Source organism: Pedobacter changchengzhani, assembly GCF_004354365.1.
GTDB lineage: Bacteria > Bacteroidota > Bacteroidia > Sphingobacteriales > Sphingobacteriaceae > Pedobacter > Pedobacter changchengzhani.
Genome location: NZ_SJCY01000011.1, coordinates 36,166 through 54,094, shown reverse-complemented (window position 1 = coordinate 54,094; position 17,929 = coordinate 36,166). Strand labels below are relative to the sequence as shown.

Sequence of the window (17,929 nt, the reverse complement as noted above, 5' to 3'; positions counted from 1 at the left end):
TGGTGAGAAAACCCAACCGATAGACGTAAATCAAGTTGCTATAAAACAACAAATGGTCGGCTTAAAACCGACCATTTGTTGTCAAATTAAGTTTTGCAATTGCATCACTTAAAACCTGTTACTTAATACTAGTTTAGTTTTTCTTAACCATTCTAGTTTTAATTTGGCTTGCTTTTAACCAAACTTTGGCACCTTTAGAATTTACATAATACTTTTTGTTTTTCGAATCGATATAAACATCCGATCCATCTGGCGCCATTTTACCTTTCCAAACCTGATCCGTAACTTTTGACGCACCTTTTACAGCAACCTCAGCAGTTTTGTTACCTACAGATTTTGCGCCTTTATCTATCGCTTTACCTGTGTGCTGTATTGCTTTACCAACTTCTGTTTTCTTTTCTTGTGCGTTAACACTTAAGGTTAAACCGCCTAATAATGCAACAGATAATAACCCAATTATATATTTCTTTTTCATAATAATAAATCTTTATTTATATGCTTAACAATGCGGTTGGAGTTTTGTTTCACAAACCCCATTATTACTAAACCTTATTGCAGCGATTATCATTTTTATAAGTTTGAGCGTTGCAAAACGCTAAACTTATAAAAATATAATAGCGAAAAGAAGGACTGTTGGAAGCGATGAGCACTGCCGTTGTTTTTCTAAAATTAATTTAATTTTTCGGTAAGCAGTTTCATGGCCTTATAGGGTGTGCTACCCTCGTACAGAATTTTATAAACCGCATCACAGATAGGCATATCTACCTCATATTGCTTATTTTTTAAATGAATACATTTAGTTGCATAATAACCCTCTGCAATCATATTCATTTCCAATTGGGCAGATTTGACCGTATAACCCTTACCTACCATGTTGCCGAAAGTACGGTTGCGGCTAAATTGTGAATAGGCTGTTACCAACAAATCGCCTAAATATGCCGATTCTTTGATGTCTCTGTTTATAGGGTGTACAGCATCAACAAAACGGCTAATCTCTCTTATTGCATTGCTGATTAATACTGCTTGAAAATTATCGCCATAGCCTACACCGTGGCAAATACCGCTGGCTACGGCGTAAATATTTTTTAAAACCGCAGCGTATTCTGTACCAAATATATCGTCAGAAATATTGGTGTTTATGTAACGAGTTTTTAAAAATGTAGCAAACTTTGTTGCCAATTCCAAATCAGTACAGGCAATTGTTAAGTATGAAAGCTTTTCTAAAGCGACTTCTTCTGCATGGCATGGTCCGCTCAATACCAATATATCGTGATAAGGAATGCCATATTTTTCGTTTAAAAACTCTCCAATAATTAAATTATCTTCGGGCACAATACCTTTAATGGCCGAAATTATCTTTTTGCCTTTTAAATCTGCGCTATTTATGCCTGCTAAGGTGTTTTTCAAAAAAGCTGCTGGCACATTTAATATAATGTAATCGGCATTGCTGATAATTTCTTTCAAATTGGAAGAAAGATGATGATGTGGCAAATTGATTTCTACGGAACTGATGTAGTTTGGATTGTGTTTAAATTTTTTAATATGATCAATAGCTTCATCGTTTCGCATCCACCAAAAAATATCCTTTTCGGTGGTGTTATCAGAAAGCATTTTTATAATAGATGTGGCCCAACTTCCGCCACCAATCATCGCTATTTTTGGTATCATGGTAATAAAATAAAAATCCCGACTTAAATGTTTTAAGTCGGGACAATTTACTATAAAATATTTTGTTCTAAGCCTTACTTTTTCGCTTCGGTAGTAAATAGCTTATCCTTAGTTGTTTTTTCTACAATTAACCCATCTTTTAGCTTGTTCTGGATGGCAGAATAAGGACCTGTAACAATTTCGTCACCCGATTTTAAACCCGATTTAATGATAATAAATTGATCATCTTGAATGCCTGTTGTTACTTCAACCTTTTTAACTTTATTAGCATTTAGCACGTAAACAAACTGTTTTACCGCCTTATCATTTAATTTGGCTTTTTGCTTATCCATACTTGCTTGGTTACCATCATTACCGCCACTCTTATCATCGGCGGGCTTTTTTGTGTCGGTAAAAACCGCCTGAATTGGAATAGACAAACCTTTTAGCGATTCGCTTTCAATATCGACAGTTGCAGACATGCCTGGTTTAAATTTAGATTGTTGTTTGCCCTCTAAACTTTCGGTAATTCTTACTTTAACAGAGAAATTAGTAACCTGATCAACCGATGAAGATGCCGCACCCACTGCTGTAGATGAACTTGCAATTTCGGTTACGATGCCTTTAAATTTTTGGTCGGAAAAAGCATCTACTTCTATTGATGCATTATCGCCCACTTTTACACGGGTAATATCGTTTTCGTTTACATCAACATTTACTTCCATTGATGAAAGGTTGGAAATACGCATAATTTCTGTACCTGCCATTTGTGAAGTACCTAAAATACGGTCGCCCATTTCTATTGATAACTTTGATACCACACCATCTACAGGTGCGTAAATTGTAGCCTTAGCGAGGTTTGCACCAGCTTCTTTTACGTTAGCGCCAGTTTGATCTAATGTAAATTTTGCGCCTGTAACACCTTCTTTTGCACTTGCTAAGTTTGCCTTTGCACTTAAATACGCTGCTTTTGCTGCATCAAATTCTGATGCAGAAATAACTTTTTTGCCAAATAACTCAACATTACGTTTATAAGTAGCTTCTGCATTTGCAAAGTTTGCTTGATTTTGAATTAATTGCTGCTGTGCACCGGCAACACTTGCTTTTTGAGCATTGTATGAGGCTACCGTGCGCTCATAACCAGATTGCAATACATCTGGCCTCACTTTACAGAGTAGTTGTCCTTTTTTTACAATATCGCCTTCTTTAACTTTAAGTTCTACAACTTCTCCCGATACTTCAGAACTTAGCTTAACTTCAGTTTCGGGTAAAATTTTGCCACTGGCGGTAACGGTTTCTACAACGGTACGTTCACTTGCTTTTTCTGCAGTAACTTTTTCGATTTTTTTGCCACCAATTACACCGGTTAAAGCAAGAATGGCCAAAATAGCTAAAAGTGATCCTACGGCTATTAAAATATGTTTTAGTTTCATAATTTATTTTCTTGTTCGTTTTTCGTTGTTCGTGTTCCCCAAAGGGATATTAGTTACGGGTTATGGGTTGCGAGTTATCAGTTTAAGCGCTTATCCCCAAACCCCAAAGGGGCTTTTAAGAACTAATTTGCTGAGCACTTTAAGCTTTGTTCTTTAATCTTTGTTCCTTTATCCCCAAATCCCAAAGGGGCTTTTAATAACCAATTGGCGTTTCAGCTTTAGTCTTTCAGCTTTGGTCTTTTAAGCTTTATTCTTTAATCTTTGTTCCTTTATCCCCAAACCCCAAAGGGGCTTTTAATAACCAATTGGCGTTTCAGCTTTAGTCTTTCTGCTTTTGGCTTTAAGCTTAAAATACAATCTGTTTGCCTAAGTAGTAATCAATCACTTTAGAGCGAAATAGCAAATCGTATTTAGCTTGAATGAAATCAATTTCAGCTTTATTTCTATTGGTTTGTGAGGTGGTATAATCTAATGAGTTAACTAAACCAACATTATAACGTTGTTCGACCACATAAAAAGCATCTTTTTGAGCATCGAAAGCATTTTTAGTTGAAACAAAACGACTTTGAGCCGCTTTAAGATCGGTTATCGCCTGAAAAATAATTTTGTTTAAGTTATTTTTAACCAATTGCTCTTGAGTAGCCGTATTATCGAAATTGATTTTTGCTCTCCTCACGCCACTTCTTGCAGAAAAGCCATTAAAAATTGGGATCTGCAAACTCATGCCAATGCTTTGTCCGAAACGTTGGTTTATCTGATCAGCAAAAGATTGCTGAGGTGTTAGTCCGTTATAGCTGTATTGGTAGGAATACGACGACGATAAGCCAGCGCCGAAACTTAACCTTGGATAATAAGCGCCTTTAGCAACATCTATTGCCTGTTTAGAAGCTAAAGTTCTTAGATTAGCCAATTTAACATCTGGAAAAGTTTTTAAAGCACTATCAAAAATTTCTTGAGTATCTTCTGTAGATGGCGTAACTTTTATTTGATCGATTAATGGCGCTTGAACCACAAATTTATCACCAGGCGACATTTCCATTAACTGACCTAAGGTTAAATAAGAAATGGCCAATTGATTTGTTGCGTTGGTTAAATTTAACTCAGCTGTTGCCACTTGCGATTTTGCCTGAGAAACATCTGCCAGCGTTTTGTTGCCCGCATCTAACAAAGCGTTTTCTCTATTTAAAGTTTTCTTTGCGATATCTAATTGGTCGATTGATGCTTTTTGCAAATCGGTATTGTATAAAACCTGTAGATATGAAGTTACCACTTGAAGGATTAAATCATTCTTAACTTTATCTACATTACTTTTATCGGCCTCTAATAAAGTTTTATTTTGTCTAATTTGATTAATTTTCGAAAAGCCTTGAAACACTTCAACATTAGTGCTTAAATTACCACTTGTGTACAATGAGGTTTGGTTGGTTACCTGAAAAGTGGTTTGATCTAAACCCCGCCCAAAAGTTAAATTCGGTCCAATACTTCCGTTTAACGTTGGGTACAGCGCATATTTAGATTGGCTTAAATTTTCGTCGCTCAATGCTACGCTAAATTGCGCCTGCTTTATTTGCAAATTATTCTTCAATGTAAGGTCCACGGCCTGCTGTATAGTTATTACATTTTGCGCATGCACATTTTGAAAAGCAAAAAAGCTTAAAACGAGGCCAAAGCCACTTAAAAGTTTATTCTGAGTAAATATTTTCATAATTTGTTTCAAATCTATACAATCAAATTAAATAATTTCAATCTATATCAGCAATTCGTAACTTTGACTCGATGTATCTGGTCAAATCGCCACTTTTACTTAAATGGTATTATCCATCTTTACTTTGGAATATGCCACGAACCGACAAAGTTATTTATTTAACCTTTGACGATGGGCCTATACCGAATGTTACAGATTTTGTATTAAAAACCTTAAAACAATTTAATGCAAAAGCTACATTTTTTTGTATCGGCGATAATATTAGGAAAAATCCTGATGTGTTCCAAAGGGTAAAAGATGAAGGGCACGCCATCGGGAACCACACTTTTAATCATTTAAAAGGCTGGAAAACAGACGATGAAACCTATATTCAAAATGCATTAAAATGCCAAACACTTACGCAAACCAATCTTTTTCGTCCGCCTTACGGGAGGATTAAGAAAAGCCAAATTGCCAAATTAGTTACGGGTTACGAGTTGTCAGTTGTCGGTTTAAATCTCCATGCCCCAAAACCCGTAACCAATAACCCACAACTCAAAATAGTGATGTGGGATGTTTTAAGTGGCGATTTCGATGTTAAGCTAAGTCCGGAGAAGTGTTATCAAAATGTGATCAAAAATGCAGAAAATGGCTCCATCGTTGTTTTTCACGATAGTTTAAAAGCCTTTGAAAGGTTGAAATATGCGTTGCCCAAAGTTTTGACGTATTTTACCGAAAAGGGGTTTAGGTTTGAAGGGCTTTAATAAGATTGAGGTTAAGGTTGAGGCTGAGACCGAGACTGAGGCGAAGATTAAGGTTGAGACTGAGGTTGAGGTTGAGATTGAGATTGAGGCTGAGGTTGAGAGTTAAAACTAATTAGCTTGATATCTTTGTTCGTTGTTCCTTTTATCGCCAAATCCAAAAGTAGCTTTTATGTTGTAGAAATAAATTGCCTCATTAATCTTTGTTCTTTAATCTTTACTCATTGTTCCTCTCCCCCAACCAATTATTTAGAATTCTTCCAAATAATACAATGATTGAAGTATGACTTAATCAGCCGCATTTTTTTTGTAAATTCGCAGCAACAGAATAGAATTTTCTCACCTTTTAATAACTAAGAAATCGATGGCTTTTGATTTAGACATGATTAAAAAGGTTTATGCAAACTTTGGTAGCCGTGTTGATGCTGCCCGCAAAATAGTTGGCAGACCTTTAACATTATCAGAAAAAATATTATATGCTCACCTTTGGGATGGAGACCCGAAAAAAGCATTTGCTCGCGGAACAGATTATGTAGATTTTGCTCCAGATCGTGTAGCGATGCAAGATGCAACAGCACAAATGGCATTATTGCAATTTATGCAAGCTGGTCGCCCACAAGTTGCCGTACCTTCTACGGTACATTGCGATCACTTAATTACCGCTAAAGTTGGCGCTGCGATAGATTTACCGAACGCTAAAACAGAGAGTGCCGAAGTTTTCGATTTCTTATCGTCAGTTTCGAATAAATACGGTATTGGTTTTTGGAAACCGGGTGCAGGAATTATTCACCAAGTGGTATTAGAAAACTACGCTTTCCCAGGTGGAATGATGATTGGAACCGACTCACATACCGTTAATGCAGGTGGTTTAGGCATGGTTGCCATTGGTGTTGGTGGTGCTGATGCTTGCGATGTTATGGCAGGTTTACCTTGGGAACTTAAATTCCCTAAATTAATTGGTATTAAATTAACAGGTAAATTAAACGGCTGGACAGCAGCCAAAGATATTATTTTAAAAGTAGCTGGTATTTTAACCGTAAAAGGTGGTACTGGTGCAATTGTAGAATATTTTGGTGATGGTGCAACAAACTTAAGCTGTACTGGTAAAGGAACCATTTGTAATATGGGCGCCGAAATTGGCGCAACTACATCAACCTTTGGTTACGATGAAAGTATGGAACGTTATTTACGTGCAACCAACAGAAATGAAGTTGCCGACGAAGCCAACAAAATAAAAGAATACTTAACTGGCGATGCTGAAGTTTATGCAAATCCTGAAAACTATTTTGATCAAGTAATCGAAATTAATTTGGATGAATTAGAGCCATATTTAAACGGTCCTTTTACACCAGATTTAGCTACGCCAGTTTCGCAAATGAAAATTGAAGCAGAGAAAAATGGCTGGCCTTTAAAAGTAGAATGGGGCTTAATTGGTTCTTGCACAAACTCTTCTTACGAAGATTTATCAAGAGCAGCATCGATAGCCAACCAAGCGATAGAAAAAGGTTTAACCACTAAATCGGCTTTTGGTATCAACCCAGGTTCTGAGCAAGTACGTTATACCGCAAACCGCGATGGTTTCTTAAAAACTTTCGAAGATTTAGATGCAACTATCTTTACCAACGCTTGTGGCCCATGTATAGGTATGTGGGACAGAACAGGTGCAGAGAAAGCAGAAAAAAATACCATTGTACACTCGTTTAATAGAAATTTCGCTAAACGTGCCGATGGTAATCCAAATACATTTGCATTTGTTGCTTCGCCAGAAATGGTTGCTGCAATTGCAATTTCGGGTAACCTAGGTTTTAACCCATTAACCGATACGTTAACAAATAACAAAGGTGAGCAAGTTAAGTTAGATCCGCCTACTGGCCACGAATTACCAGAGAAAGGTTTTGCTGTAGAAGATGCTGGTTTCCAAGCGCCTGCAGCAGATGGTTCGGGTGTTAACGTTTTGGTTTCTCCAACTTCGCACCGTTTGCAATTATTAGCACCTTTTACTGCTTGGGAAGGCACCGATCTTAAAGGCTTAAAATTATTAATTAAAGCTAAAGGAAAATGTACTACCGATCATATTTCTATGGCTGGTCCTTGGTTAAAATTCCGTGGTCACTTAGATAATATTTCTAACAACATGTTAATTGGTGCGGTTAATTATTTTAATGATAAAACCGATACTGTTAAAAATGAAACCACTGGCGAATATGGCCCAGTTCCTGCTACGCAACGCGATTATAAAGCAAAAGGCTTAGGTTCTATCGTAGTTGGCGACGAAAACTATGGCGAAGGTTCATCTCGCGAACATGCAGCAATGGAGCCCCGTCATTTAGGCGTTCGTGCAGTATTGGTAAAATCTTTCGCTCGTATTCACGAAACTAACCTTAAAAAACAAGGTATGTTGGGCTTAACTTTCTGCGATAAAGACGATTACGATAAAATACTAGAAGACGATACGATCGATATTTTAGGTTTAACCACGTTTACACCTGATGTGCCTTTAACTATCGTATTGCATCACGCTGATGGCTCGGAAGAACAATTCCCTGTAAACCATACCTACAACGCCCAACAAATTGAATGGTTTGTAGCAGGTGGCGCATTAAATATTATTAGAAGAGAAGCAGCGGCTAAAGCGGCGCTTTAATGAACAAGGATAAAGGAGCAAAGAATAAAGATAAAGAACCAGATAGTATGGAGAAATGTCTTTGATCTTTGTTCCTTAATCTTTAATCTAAAAAAAAATCCCGTTTTGCCAATTGCAGAACGGGATTTTTTTGTTTGAGGCATAAACTCTTTGGCCCTATTTATGACGAAATTTCAAAGTAACGAATTAGCATTTTTATCGTTTTAAGATTCCCACCTGCGTGGGAAAAGACGACGAAGTGAAACCAATTATATCGAAAAATAGTCCAACTTAATTTTCTTAATTCCTTAATGGTTAAATAATTAAAACTGATTTTTTTGAACTAATTAATAACCGAAAATGTTATGAGAGGAGTATTACGTTCTCTTTGCCTCGTTATTGCTCAGCATTAAAAAATATCGCTCAAAATTATTTGTAAAGCAGGAACAAAAGCATCTATTAAAAGTTCGTCCCGTTCTACCTGCCTACCGGCCGGCAGGCGCTTTATCTTTTTGTAAAGGTATCTCGTTGACATGAAGTAACAGCAACAAAAAGTATATCGCTTCTACCGGGTTTAAATAACTCAGGCCATTTGGTTATAAAATCCTACTCAAATTCATGTCCGCAGGCATAACAATGATAACATTTATTTGCCTTAAATGGATAGCTAGCGGTTAATAACGAAATGATAGTTACCCACCAACTAAATCGCTTTTGCGTAGCTTGGCCATAACTAACATTAGTCGATCCACAATTTTCGCACACTACATTGTCTTCATTTACCACCTCTTCTTCTTCCGTTGCAATAGCATTATCTTCACCTAAGAATGCTTTAATTTCTTCTACATCTCTTTCAAAAACAATTAACCTAACGCCACCAACCGCTTGGTTATAAAGTGGGTTAATGGTTGATATATTTTCATCAGCCAAAAAGCAGGCAAACCCAGCATCATCTAGCCTGGTTTTAATGATATTGGCTTCAATAGGGTTATAATAACTGGCGTAAACAGTAGTTCTGTCGTTCATGGTGTAAATATATGAAACTGTGCTGATTTTGTGTTCGCAAAATCGTAGTTGAGAGGAGGCACAACGAAGCTCGGAATGAGCTCCTTTGGAGCAATCTAATTCGCTTTTATAGAGATTGAACCAACCAACAGGAAAGATTGCATTACCCCATCGCTTTTCCGCACGCCCCATAACGAATGGCAAGCGGACCAAAGACAATTTTACCAAATAATTCTGCTCAAAATAGGTTTTTAAGGCTCTTTCTCAGCCCTTCACTACCGGTTGGTGCCTCACCAAACACAAGAAAACTTCTCAAAACATTTAGGTTAATAGAAACCCTAACCGTTAAAAAAACCACTAATCACAAGCCACAATAAAAATGAAGTAAACCTTTTTTTTTATAGCTTTACTAAATGCGCTTGTTAATATTCATCCTCATTACATTTACTTTCAGCATTTCGTCAGAAGCGAAATTTGCACCACCACTTAACGATGATATAAATGGCGCAATCAACATTACAAACACGAGCGCTTTTTGTACTACCGATGCTGCTTATGAGAATTTTGAAGCAACTACAAGCCCTTTTTCTGCCCCTTCAGGTTGGGGCGCATCAGCAGGCAAAGATGTTTGGTTTAAATTCACAGCATCCAAATACGACGTAAATATATCTGTTAGTGGCCAAGTAAACTCATCCAGTACAAACACACTGATTAATCCATTAGTAGCTTTATATACTTATGACGCCCCTACAGCTAATTTAAATGAAATGCCCAGTAACTCATTTACATCAAACAACGTAACATCTTTAAACAAAGGTGGTTTAACAATAGGTACTATATATTACATTAGAGTAAGCGCACAAAACGACCAAACCGGCACCTTCAAATTGTGTTTGGATAATTACTTCCCACCGCTACAACCCGGACAAGATTGCGGAACAGTTTCAGTTTTATGCACCAAAGAGACTTTTACACAATTGAATGTAACAGGTGCTGGCTTAAACAACCACGAAACTGACGGTACTTGCTTAGGTACTGAATCTAACTCTGCATGGTATTTATTTACAGCAAGCGAGAGTGGCACATTTACATTCTTAATTACCCCTACCGTAACCACAAACGATATAGACTGGGTTTTTTACGACTTAGGAGTTGGTGGAAATTGCGCTAATGTGAGTGCAACTACGGCAATTCGATGTGCTTCTGGCAGTGGCGTAGATTGTTTTCCCAGTTATTATAAAACAGGCTTAAGTTTAACCGAAACTGATTTAAACGAATCGTCTGGCTGTGTAGATGGACAAAATGGATTGGTAAAATATGTAGATTTAGTAAAAGGGCGAACGTATGCATTAATTATTGATAACTTTTCGAGTGGCAATAATGGATTTACATTAGAATTTGGTGGTACAGCAGATTTTGCAGGCGCCAAAGCAGAAATTGATGTCAAAAAATTAAACCCATGTACCGATAACCAAGCTTATGTATTCGAAAGTAAATCATCCAATTATAATACCCTAAAATGGACATTTGGCGAAGGTGCAAGCACAGCATCAGAAACTACTGAAGGTCCGTTTACCATTACCTACAGCACGCCTGGCGAAAAAGTTGTGGTATTAGAGGCAATGGGTGCTAATGGATGTAGTGTAATCAGTACTCAAACTTTCATAGTGGCTAAAACACCCGATAAACCAGTAGTTAATGCATCTAAAACTAATTTATGCGTAGGCGACGTTTTAGAACTTTCCACACCTCAGGTTAATTATGCAACTTACCATTGGACTGGCCCAAATGGTTTTACTTCAAGCGAACAAAATCCTAAAATCCCCATTACTGGGATAGAGAATGTAGGCGAATACAAATTATTTATACAGGTTGGAGATTGTGTAAGCGATCTGAATAGCATAAAAATCCAATCTGTTGATTTAATACCTAAAGCCGTTTTCTCGTGCAATGTAAATAATAAATGTGAGCAAAATCAAAGTTTTACATTCACAAATTCATCCACCAACTACACAAAAATAAAATGGGATTTCGGCGAAGGTGTTGACCAAATTATTAATACACAAAATGATAGCCGTGAAGTAACCTACTCATCCATTGGAGAAAAAACGATAATACTAATTGTAGAAACGAATAATGGATGTACATCTACTCAAATACAAAAATTTATAGTAGAAATTAAGCCAGATAAACCGATAATATCCATTAACCAACCGGCTTTTTGTTTAAACGATGTAATTGAGTTTACCGTAAATAAAGATAATACACTGAAATATTTGTGGACAGGACCTAATAATTTCACCGCTAGCGATGCTGATGTTAAAATACCAATTAACAATTTTAACCAAGCGGGCACGTATTATTTAACCGCAACAGCGGGAAGTTGTACGAGTGATATTGCAAGTATTACCGTACCGCCAATTGCGAAAATCCCCATCGCTTCTTTTACCACCACACCAAACTTCAACATTAAATTTTCGCCACCTGTGCCAATTAATTTCAATAATAACTCCTTATACGCCGATTTTTACGAATGGGATTTTGGCGACGGCACAACTTCATTATCAGCAAATCCGCTTCACACCTATAACCAATCGGGCACCTATAAAATTACCTTAAAAGCAACATCAAAAAATGGTTGTTGGAATTCGGTAACGAAAGGCGATTTGGTCATTTTAAAAAACGCATCAATATTTACACCCAACGCATTTTCGCCAAATGGCGATGGAATAAACGACGAGTTTGTTGTTGGCATTACCAACTTAGTTAAATACCGATTACAAATTTATAACCGTTTAGGAAACCAAGTTTTCTTTACAGATAACATATTCGACAATTGGAATGGCAGATTTAAGAATGAAGACTTACCCGTTGGCGTTTATTATTATGTAATTTTCGGTACCGATATTTTTAAAAAAGATGTTAAATATTCTGGATATATTACGTTGATTAGGTAGATAGAACAAACACTTTGGAGATGCATCTCTTAATTTTTGGCTAAAGCCCAACACGTATTTGATATAATGAGGGTGTCTCAGAATTAATTTTGCTTTTGAATAGTCAGAATAATATTTTATGCGGCCGTCTTTCCAGCGCAGGCGGAAATCGTAATGCGACAAAAACAGGCCACGAAATTAGTCCCTATTAAAGTATTAACCTGAATTCGATAATTCAATCCTTGACTTAAAATATTTTAATTGGCTCTTAGGTCTAAATGGTCATCCTGATCTAACGCTATTGTGTGGGAAACTTCAGCAATTTGCGCCACTTCCGTCCTTCCCGCATAGGCGGGAATCTGAAAGCAATAAATAGGCTTTTCTTTCGCATTAGGATTCCCGTTTTCACGGGAAGGACGAGAGGCATAAGCATAATGCCAATGAAGCATGGTTTTTAATAAGACAAATTTATCGAACTCAGGCTAATAGGATGCCCAGTCGAGCTGAGCATGGCGACAGCGCCAAATTTAATTCTTTTACAATTTCTTAACTTGTTTTTGACACAGCCTCCTATTAATTTATTACTGCAGTCGGTTTTAACCGACTGATATTTATTAAAAATGTTGTTGGCTTTAGCCAAATGTTTAAAAGCGTTTTTCCTGATTCGGTAAATTAATCTAAAGACAGCCCAATCTCTTTTAATAAAATTGCAGCATTAAAAGTTTTACAAGCGCCATGTTTTAATTTATAATCAAATTTCATTTCACCGTCGCTAATTTGAATATCGAAATGATAATTCCGAACCGCAGTTTGATGCGTTTCTTTAAGCTCGGAAAGTTGCAAATCGTGCGTTGCAAATAAAGCAGGCGTTTTGGTAGAAATCAGCTTCTCTATAAAAACTTTCGAGCCTAAATATTTATCTCTACTGTTAGTACCGCGCAACATTTCATCAATTAAAACCAAAGCGTTTTTGTGTATTGCCACCTGATCCAAAATCATTTTTAACCGATTTAATTCAGCTTTAAAAGTCGATGTACTTTCATTTAGCGAATCCTTAATACGCATATAGGTAAGGATTTTAAAACTCGATAAAGACATTTTATTTGCACAAACCGGCGCACCCAAGTAAGCCAAAACCATGTTTATCCCTAAAGTGCGTAAAAAAGTGCTTTTCCCCGCCATGTTTGAGCCTGTTACAATATCTACAGTTGGTTGTTTCTCCAACTCAAAACTATTTGCTACGCGATAACTTTCATTAATAAGTGGATGCCCAAGCTCAACAGCCACAATTTCAAAATTATGCTTAATGTCAGGAAAAGTCCATTTAGGTTGATTATACGCAACTGTGGCAATTGATATCAATTCCTCAAAATCGCCAATTCGGTTTAGCGCATCAATTACATGGTCGGATGATGTTTTGCACCACTGGTTTAGTTTAATGCAACACCTAAAATCCCAAAGTAAAAATGCATTTAAAATTCCGCCAACTAAAATATTTAGGCGTGCATCAAAATTTTGAATAATCTTAGAAAGCGACTTAATTTCATGGCTAACTGGGGTTTTAAATTTGAATAACGAAAGAATGTACGCACTTTTCCAATTTTGGTTTTCTGTCCACTTTACTGCTACAGCATAATCATTTAATAAGTTTGAACCATTACCAAACCCATAAAATACTAGGTTAACTTTTGGATTTAATATAATTGTCCACCCGATATTTGCAACCAAAAATAAGCCTAAAAGATTACCAAAAACACCATCGACAAATAAAGTTAATAGCACTAAACCAATGGTAAAATATGGGATAATTTTAGTGTAAAACTTAAAGAATGTTCCATTTGTAAATTCTAATTGCTTTTGCAGTTGATTTTTTAATTGAGATTTTATCTGTTCAATTTTAGTGTTATCATGTCCGTAAAGATTTGCTCGAAAACCATAAGTATCTGTTGTTTTTGAAGTAATTTCTTTAACTGCTTCCTGCCGTTGGATGATTAAATTTATATCTACTGGTTCGGCCAAATGTGATGCCAGCAAATGATTTCCATTTTTTGTACTGCATCTATTTAGTAAAGCAAATAACGATGACGGACCAAAAATATCTAAATCAGAAGAATAAGGATGCGCTTCTGAAGCGAAACCATCACCGTTATCGTAACCGTTTGGTAAATCGTGTAAAATATTAAGCTCATTTTGATACACCCATAAAAGCTGCTTTAGATAAATGACTTCCCGATCTAAAATACTTTGCTTTTTAACAACTAAAGCAAACAAAATAATCGGCACTAAAATAGAAATGCCAAAAATGAGGTTAAAAACTTCTTTTTCTGCGCTCACAAATAGCACGAAAAGCAAAATGGCCAACAAAAATAATCCGACACGTACAAAAGATAATTTATCAATCTGCTTTTTAGTTTTAGCAATTGTAGCCGTAATCTTTGTAGTTTCTAAATTATAATCACTAATTATTTCTTCTTGTGTTTTAACCATTATATTTACATTTTAAAATCATAAAGGTAGCTAATTATTTAAATGAAGATTACACTAATCGCCATTGGCAAAACCGAAGACAAATATTTAATTGAAGGCATTGAAAAATACATTAATCGGCTAAAACATTATATAAATTTCAGCTTTTTGGCTATCCCCGATGTTAAGAATGTTAAAAATTTAAGCGAAGCACAACAAAAGACCAAAGAAGCAGAATTGCTGCATAAACAAATTAACAATAACGACGTTGTAATACTGCTTGATGAGAAAGGCAAAAAATATAGTTCAGTTGCTTTTTCTGATTATTTAAACAAACAAATGGTGGGCAGTGTACAACATTTAATATTTATAATTGGCGGTCCTTACGGTTTCGACGAAACCATTTATAAAAGGGCAAATGGTTCAATTTCTTTATCTGATATGACTTTTTCGCACCAAATGATCAGAATGTTTTTTGTTGAACAACTTTACAGAGGTTTCAGCATTTTAAAGGGCGAGCCTTACCACCACGCTTAATTTTAAAAACAATACTGTGGAAATTCCCACCAAAAATCATCATTAAAATAAAAATTATGTTGTTAGATAAATATAAAAGAAACTACAAAATAAAAAGCAATCAAAAAGAGAGCAACAAATATTTGAAAATTAGCGTATTCATATCATTTGTTATCATTATTGCTTTGTGGTACTTTTTTGGTTAAAGTCCAAAAAAAAACATCAACCGAGGCTGATGTTTTTTAATAACTTTAAAAAAGATTAAACACCTTTCTTACTTGTCATACTTGCTTTTTTAGCAGGTGCAGATGTTTTAGTACTTGCTTTTGCGCTTGATGCTTTTCCAGTAGCTGTTTTTTGCTTTTTATCAGCAGCGGTTTTCTCTTCTGATAATTTAACTTCAGCATCTGTTCCAGGCGTATCTGGCGTATCTTCGGTAAATAAAGGCAAATCTTTAATGATGTTGTACCAGCCAATTATTTTCTTCATATCTGAAGCATAAACTTTCTCATCATCATGATTTGGAGCCACCTCGTTAAAATAAGTACGCAATACAGTAGTGTCTGCTTTAAGATCAGGCGTAGTTCCTTTAGCTGTAATTTTTGTAAAAATATCAACTAATTTAATTTCATCTTCTAAACCATAAACGGTAATATCTTCTAGCGAAGCCAATTTAGTATTGGTCATGTTTGCAATAACCTTAAGTTTTTGCTCATCAAGACTTTCTAAAATATAACCCACTTTATTTTGTCCAATTAATTTGAACAACCCAGGTCTGCCACTAACGGCAACAATTCCTCTTAAATTCATATTTCTTTTTTGAGATGTGAGATATGAGCTTGAGATATGAGTATCAACCCAAACCAAACAAGTCAAATCGCGTGTCTAATTAATTAAAATGAGAAAGAATTATAAATATGAGTATCTAAACTCAAATCTAATATCTAGCTTCTCAAATCTATATTTTAATCTTCAATTATTTCAATAGATAAAATTTTGTCTCCCTGGCGGATATCATCAACAAGATCAACATTTTCCACTGCTTTACCAAAAACAGTGTGTACACCATCTAAATGTGCAGTATTTGTACGGCTATGGCAAATGAAAAATTGAGAACCACCTGTATTACGACCAGCATGAGCCATAGATAACACACCGCGATCGTGATGTTGGTTTGCGCCAGTAGTTTCACAATCAATTTTGTAACCCGGGCCACCAGTACCCGGCATTCCTGATGCACCATCTTTAGAATTTGGGCAACCAGTTTGAACCATAAAATCAGAAATTACACGGTGAAAAGAAACACCGTCATAAAAGCCTTCTTTAGCAAGTTTTTTAAAGTTCGCTACAGCTTTTGGTGCATCATTATCAAAAAATTCGACAGTCATATCGCCTTTTTCGGTTTTTATTATTGCTTTACTCATATAAATTTTATCTTATTAATTAAATTAAACAGCGTATAAAAGTAATTGTAATTTATTATACGAAACGCAAAAATAGCAAAATTGTATAACTTATAACATCATTAATTTTAGTACCCAGTTAAATTGATTATTTTAGTGTTTTCTGAGACCATGAAATCGACAAAAATATATTTTATTTTCACTATAATCTTCCTTTGTAATATCGCAGCAAAGGCTTCATCAATATTAATTTATATGGATGAAGATCAAAAAAATCAGCTTAAAGCTTACGGCATTGCCTATTGGACAATTAGCAAACAGCTTGAAGTAGATTGGTTGCTAAATTACCGGGGCGGAAGTTTCTTAATCAAATACAATAAAAACATAGAAGATGAATGTAAAATAAGAGGCGTATCTTACCTAGTGATGGCAGATGGAAAAGTAGTTAATTTATTAAACGAAATTAGCGACCCAGCCGTAAACATGGAAATGGTGAAATTAGAAAAGACACCAAAAATTGCCGTTTACTCGCCAAAAAGCAAACTTCCATGGGATGATGCAGTAACTTTGGTACTTACCTACGCAGAAATACCTTACGAGGTAATTTATGATGAGGATATTTTAAAGGATAAATTGAGTAAATACGATTGGCTACACCTCCACCATGAAGATTTTACAGGCCAATACGGTAAATTTTGGGCCAATTTTAGGTACGCAACTTGGTATCAAGATGATGTTAAAAACCAGGAGGCTTTAGCAAAAAAAATGGGCTACAAAAAAGTTTCGGAAATGAAACTTGCAGTAGCAAAGCACATAAAAGAATATTGTGCAGGCGGTGGATTTTTGTTCGCCATGTGCTCCGGAACGGATAGTTTCGACATTGCGCTTGCTGCAGATCGTGTAGATATTTGTGCACAAGTTTTTGATGGAGATCCGGCGGATCCAAACGCACAATCTAAATTAGATTACAGCAAAACGTTTGCTTTCCAAAACTTTAAATTGGATACCAACCCAATGAACTACGAATTTTCGGATATAGACGCAACACAAACCCGCACGCTAAACGAAAGCAACGATTATTTTACCTTGTTTGATTTTTCTGCGAAATGGGATTTAGTGCCAACCATGCTCACCCAAAACCACGAGAAAGTGATTAAGGGTTTTATGGGCCAAACCACAGCATTTAACAAAAGGTTAGTTAAAACAAGTGTAACTGTACTTGGTGAAAATAAAGGCGCATCAGAAGTTAGGTATTTACATGGAGAAATTGGCAAAGGACAATTTACCTTTTATGGTGGCCACGATCCTGAAGATTACCAGCATGCGGTTGGCGATCCACCTACGGATTTAAGTTTACACCCGAACTCGCCGGGATACAGATTAATATTAAATAACGTGCTTTTCCCAGCAGCAAAAAAGAAACCTCAGAAAACATAAAATTTAATGCCTTTACGC

13 protein-coding genes are annotated in these 17,929 nt (G+C 36.0%); 5 read left to right on the top strand and 8 right to left on the bottom strand.

Annotated features, from left to right (window positions below; translation table 11 throughout):
- Positions 1 to 133 precede the first annotated feature (133 nt).
- From EZJ43_RS14290 to EZJ43_RS14275, 4 genes are all read right to left on the bottom strand, one after another.
- A complete protein-coding gene (locus EZJ43_RS14290; protein WP_133263397.1) occupies positions 134 to 475 on the bottom strand; it encodes a hypothetical protein in 342 nt (113 codons plus the stop codon).
- 194 nt (positions 476 to 669) lie between these two features.
- Positions 670 to 1,668 (bottom strand): NAD(P)H-dependent glycerol-3-phosphate dehydrogenase, encoded by a 999-nt coding sequence (locus tag EZJ43_RS14285; protein WP_243718103.1) that lies wholly within the window; start codon positions 1,666 to 1,668, stop codon positions 670 to 672.
- A 74-nt stretch (positions 1,669 to 1,742) separates the two neighbouring features.
- On the bottom strand, positions 1,743 to 3,080 hold the full coding sequence (locus tag EZJ43_RS14280) for an efflux RND transporter periplasmic adaptor subunit (RefSeq protein ID WP_133263396.1): 1,338 nt from the start codon (positions 3,078 to 3,080) through the stop codon (positions 1,743 to 1,745).
- 346 nt (positions 3,081 to 3,426) lie between these two features.
- Positions 3,427 to 4,785 carry a TolC family protein gene (locus EZJ43_RS14275; protein WP_133263395.1) on the bottom strand — a complete coding sequence of 453 codons (1,359 nt, stop codon included), beginning with the start codon at positions 4,783 to 4,785 and terminating at the stop codon, positions 3,427 to 3,429.
- A gap of 71 nt (positions 4,786 to 4,856) precedes the next feature.
- Here EZJ43_RS14275 and EZJ43_RS14270 point away from each other — a divergent pair, with 71 nt between their 5' ends.
- Positions 4,857 to 5,528, top strand: coding sequence for a polysaccharide deacetylase family protein (locus tag EZJ43_RS14270; protein ID WP_133263394.1), 672 nt, complete (start codon positions 4,857 to 4,859; stop codon positions 5,526 to 5,528).
- Between the two features lie 361 nt (positions 5,529 to 5,889).
- The gene (locus EZJ43_RS14265; RefSeq protein ID WP_133263393.1) at positions 5,890 to 8,169 is read left to right on the top strand and encodes an aconitate hydratase; all 2,280 of its coding nucleotides are present in this window, start codon (positions 5,890 to 5,892) and stop codon (positions 8,167 to 8,169) included.
- Positions 8,170 to 8,754: 585 nt separating this feature from the next.
- On the opposite strand, the gene EZJ43_RS14260 is transcribed toward EZJ43_RS14265, so the two are convergent.
- The gene (locus tag EZJ43_RS14260) at positions 8,755 to 9,174 is read right to left on the bottom strand and encodes a putative signal transducing protein (RefSeq protein ID WP_133263392.1); all 420 of its coding nucleotides are present in this window, start codon (positions 9,172 to 9,174) and stop codon (positions 8,755 to 8,757) included.
- Between the two features lie 392 nt (positions 9,175 to 9,566).
- On the opposite strand from EZJ43_RS14260, the gene EZJ43_RS14255 reads away from it, so the two are divergent.
- Positions 9,567 to 12,110: a PKD domain-containing protein gene (locus EZJ43_RS14255; protein WP_133263391.1), complete on the top strand. Its 2,544-nt coding sequence runs from the start codon at positions 9,567 to 9,569 to the stop codon at positions 12,108 to 12,110.
- A 651-nt stretch (positions 12,111 to 12,761) separates the two neighbouring features.
- Here EZJ43_RS14255 and EZJ43_RS14250 read toward each other — a convergent pair.
- Entirely contained in the window at positions 12,762 to 14,576 is a 1,815-nt protein-coding gene (locus EZJ43_RS14250; protein ID WP_133263390.1) for a MutS-related protein, read from the bottom strand.
- A 42-nt stretch (positions 14,577 to 14,618) separates the two neighbouring features.
- On the opposite strand from EZJ43_RS14250, the gene rlmH reads away from it, so the two are divergent.
- Positions 14,619 to 15,092 carry a 23S rRNA (pseudouridine(1915)-N(3))-methyltransferase RlmH gene (rlmH, locus tag EZJ43_RS14245; protein ID WP_133263389.1) on the top strand — a complete coding sequence of 158 codons (474 nt, stop codon included), beginning with the start codon at positions 14,619 to 14,621 and terminating at the stop codon, positions 15,090 to 15,092.
- Positions 15,093 to 15,332: 240 nt separating this feature from the next.
- Here rlmH and EZJ43_RS14240 read toward each other — a convergent pair whose 3' ends face one another.
- Positions 15,333 to 15,881 (bottom strand): DUF5606 family protein, encoded by a 549-nt coding sequence (locus EZJ43_RS14240; protein WP_133263388.1) that lies wholly within the window; start codon positions 15,879 to 15,881, stop codon positions 15,333 to 15,335.
- A gap of 155 nt (positions 15,882 to 16,036) precedes the next feature.
- A complete protein-coding gene (locus EZJ43_RS14235) occupies positions 16,037 to 16,495 on the bottom strand; it encodes a peptidylprolyl isomerase (protein WP_133263387.1) in 459 nt (152 codons plus the stop codon).
- A 234-nt stretch (positions 16,496 to 16,729) separates the two neighbouring features.
- On the opposite strand from EZJ43_RS14235, the gene EZJ43_RS14230 reads away from it, so the two are divergent.
- Entirely contained in the window at positions 16,730 to 17,911 is a 1,182-nt protein-coding gene (locus EZJ43_RS14230) for an asparagine synthetase B (RefSeq protein WP_133263452.1), read from the top strand.
- Positions 17,912 to 17,929 lie beyond the last annotated feature (18 nt).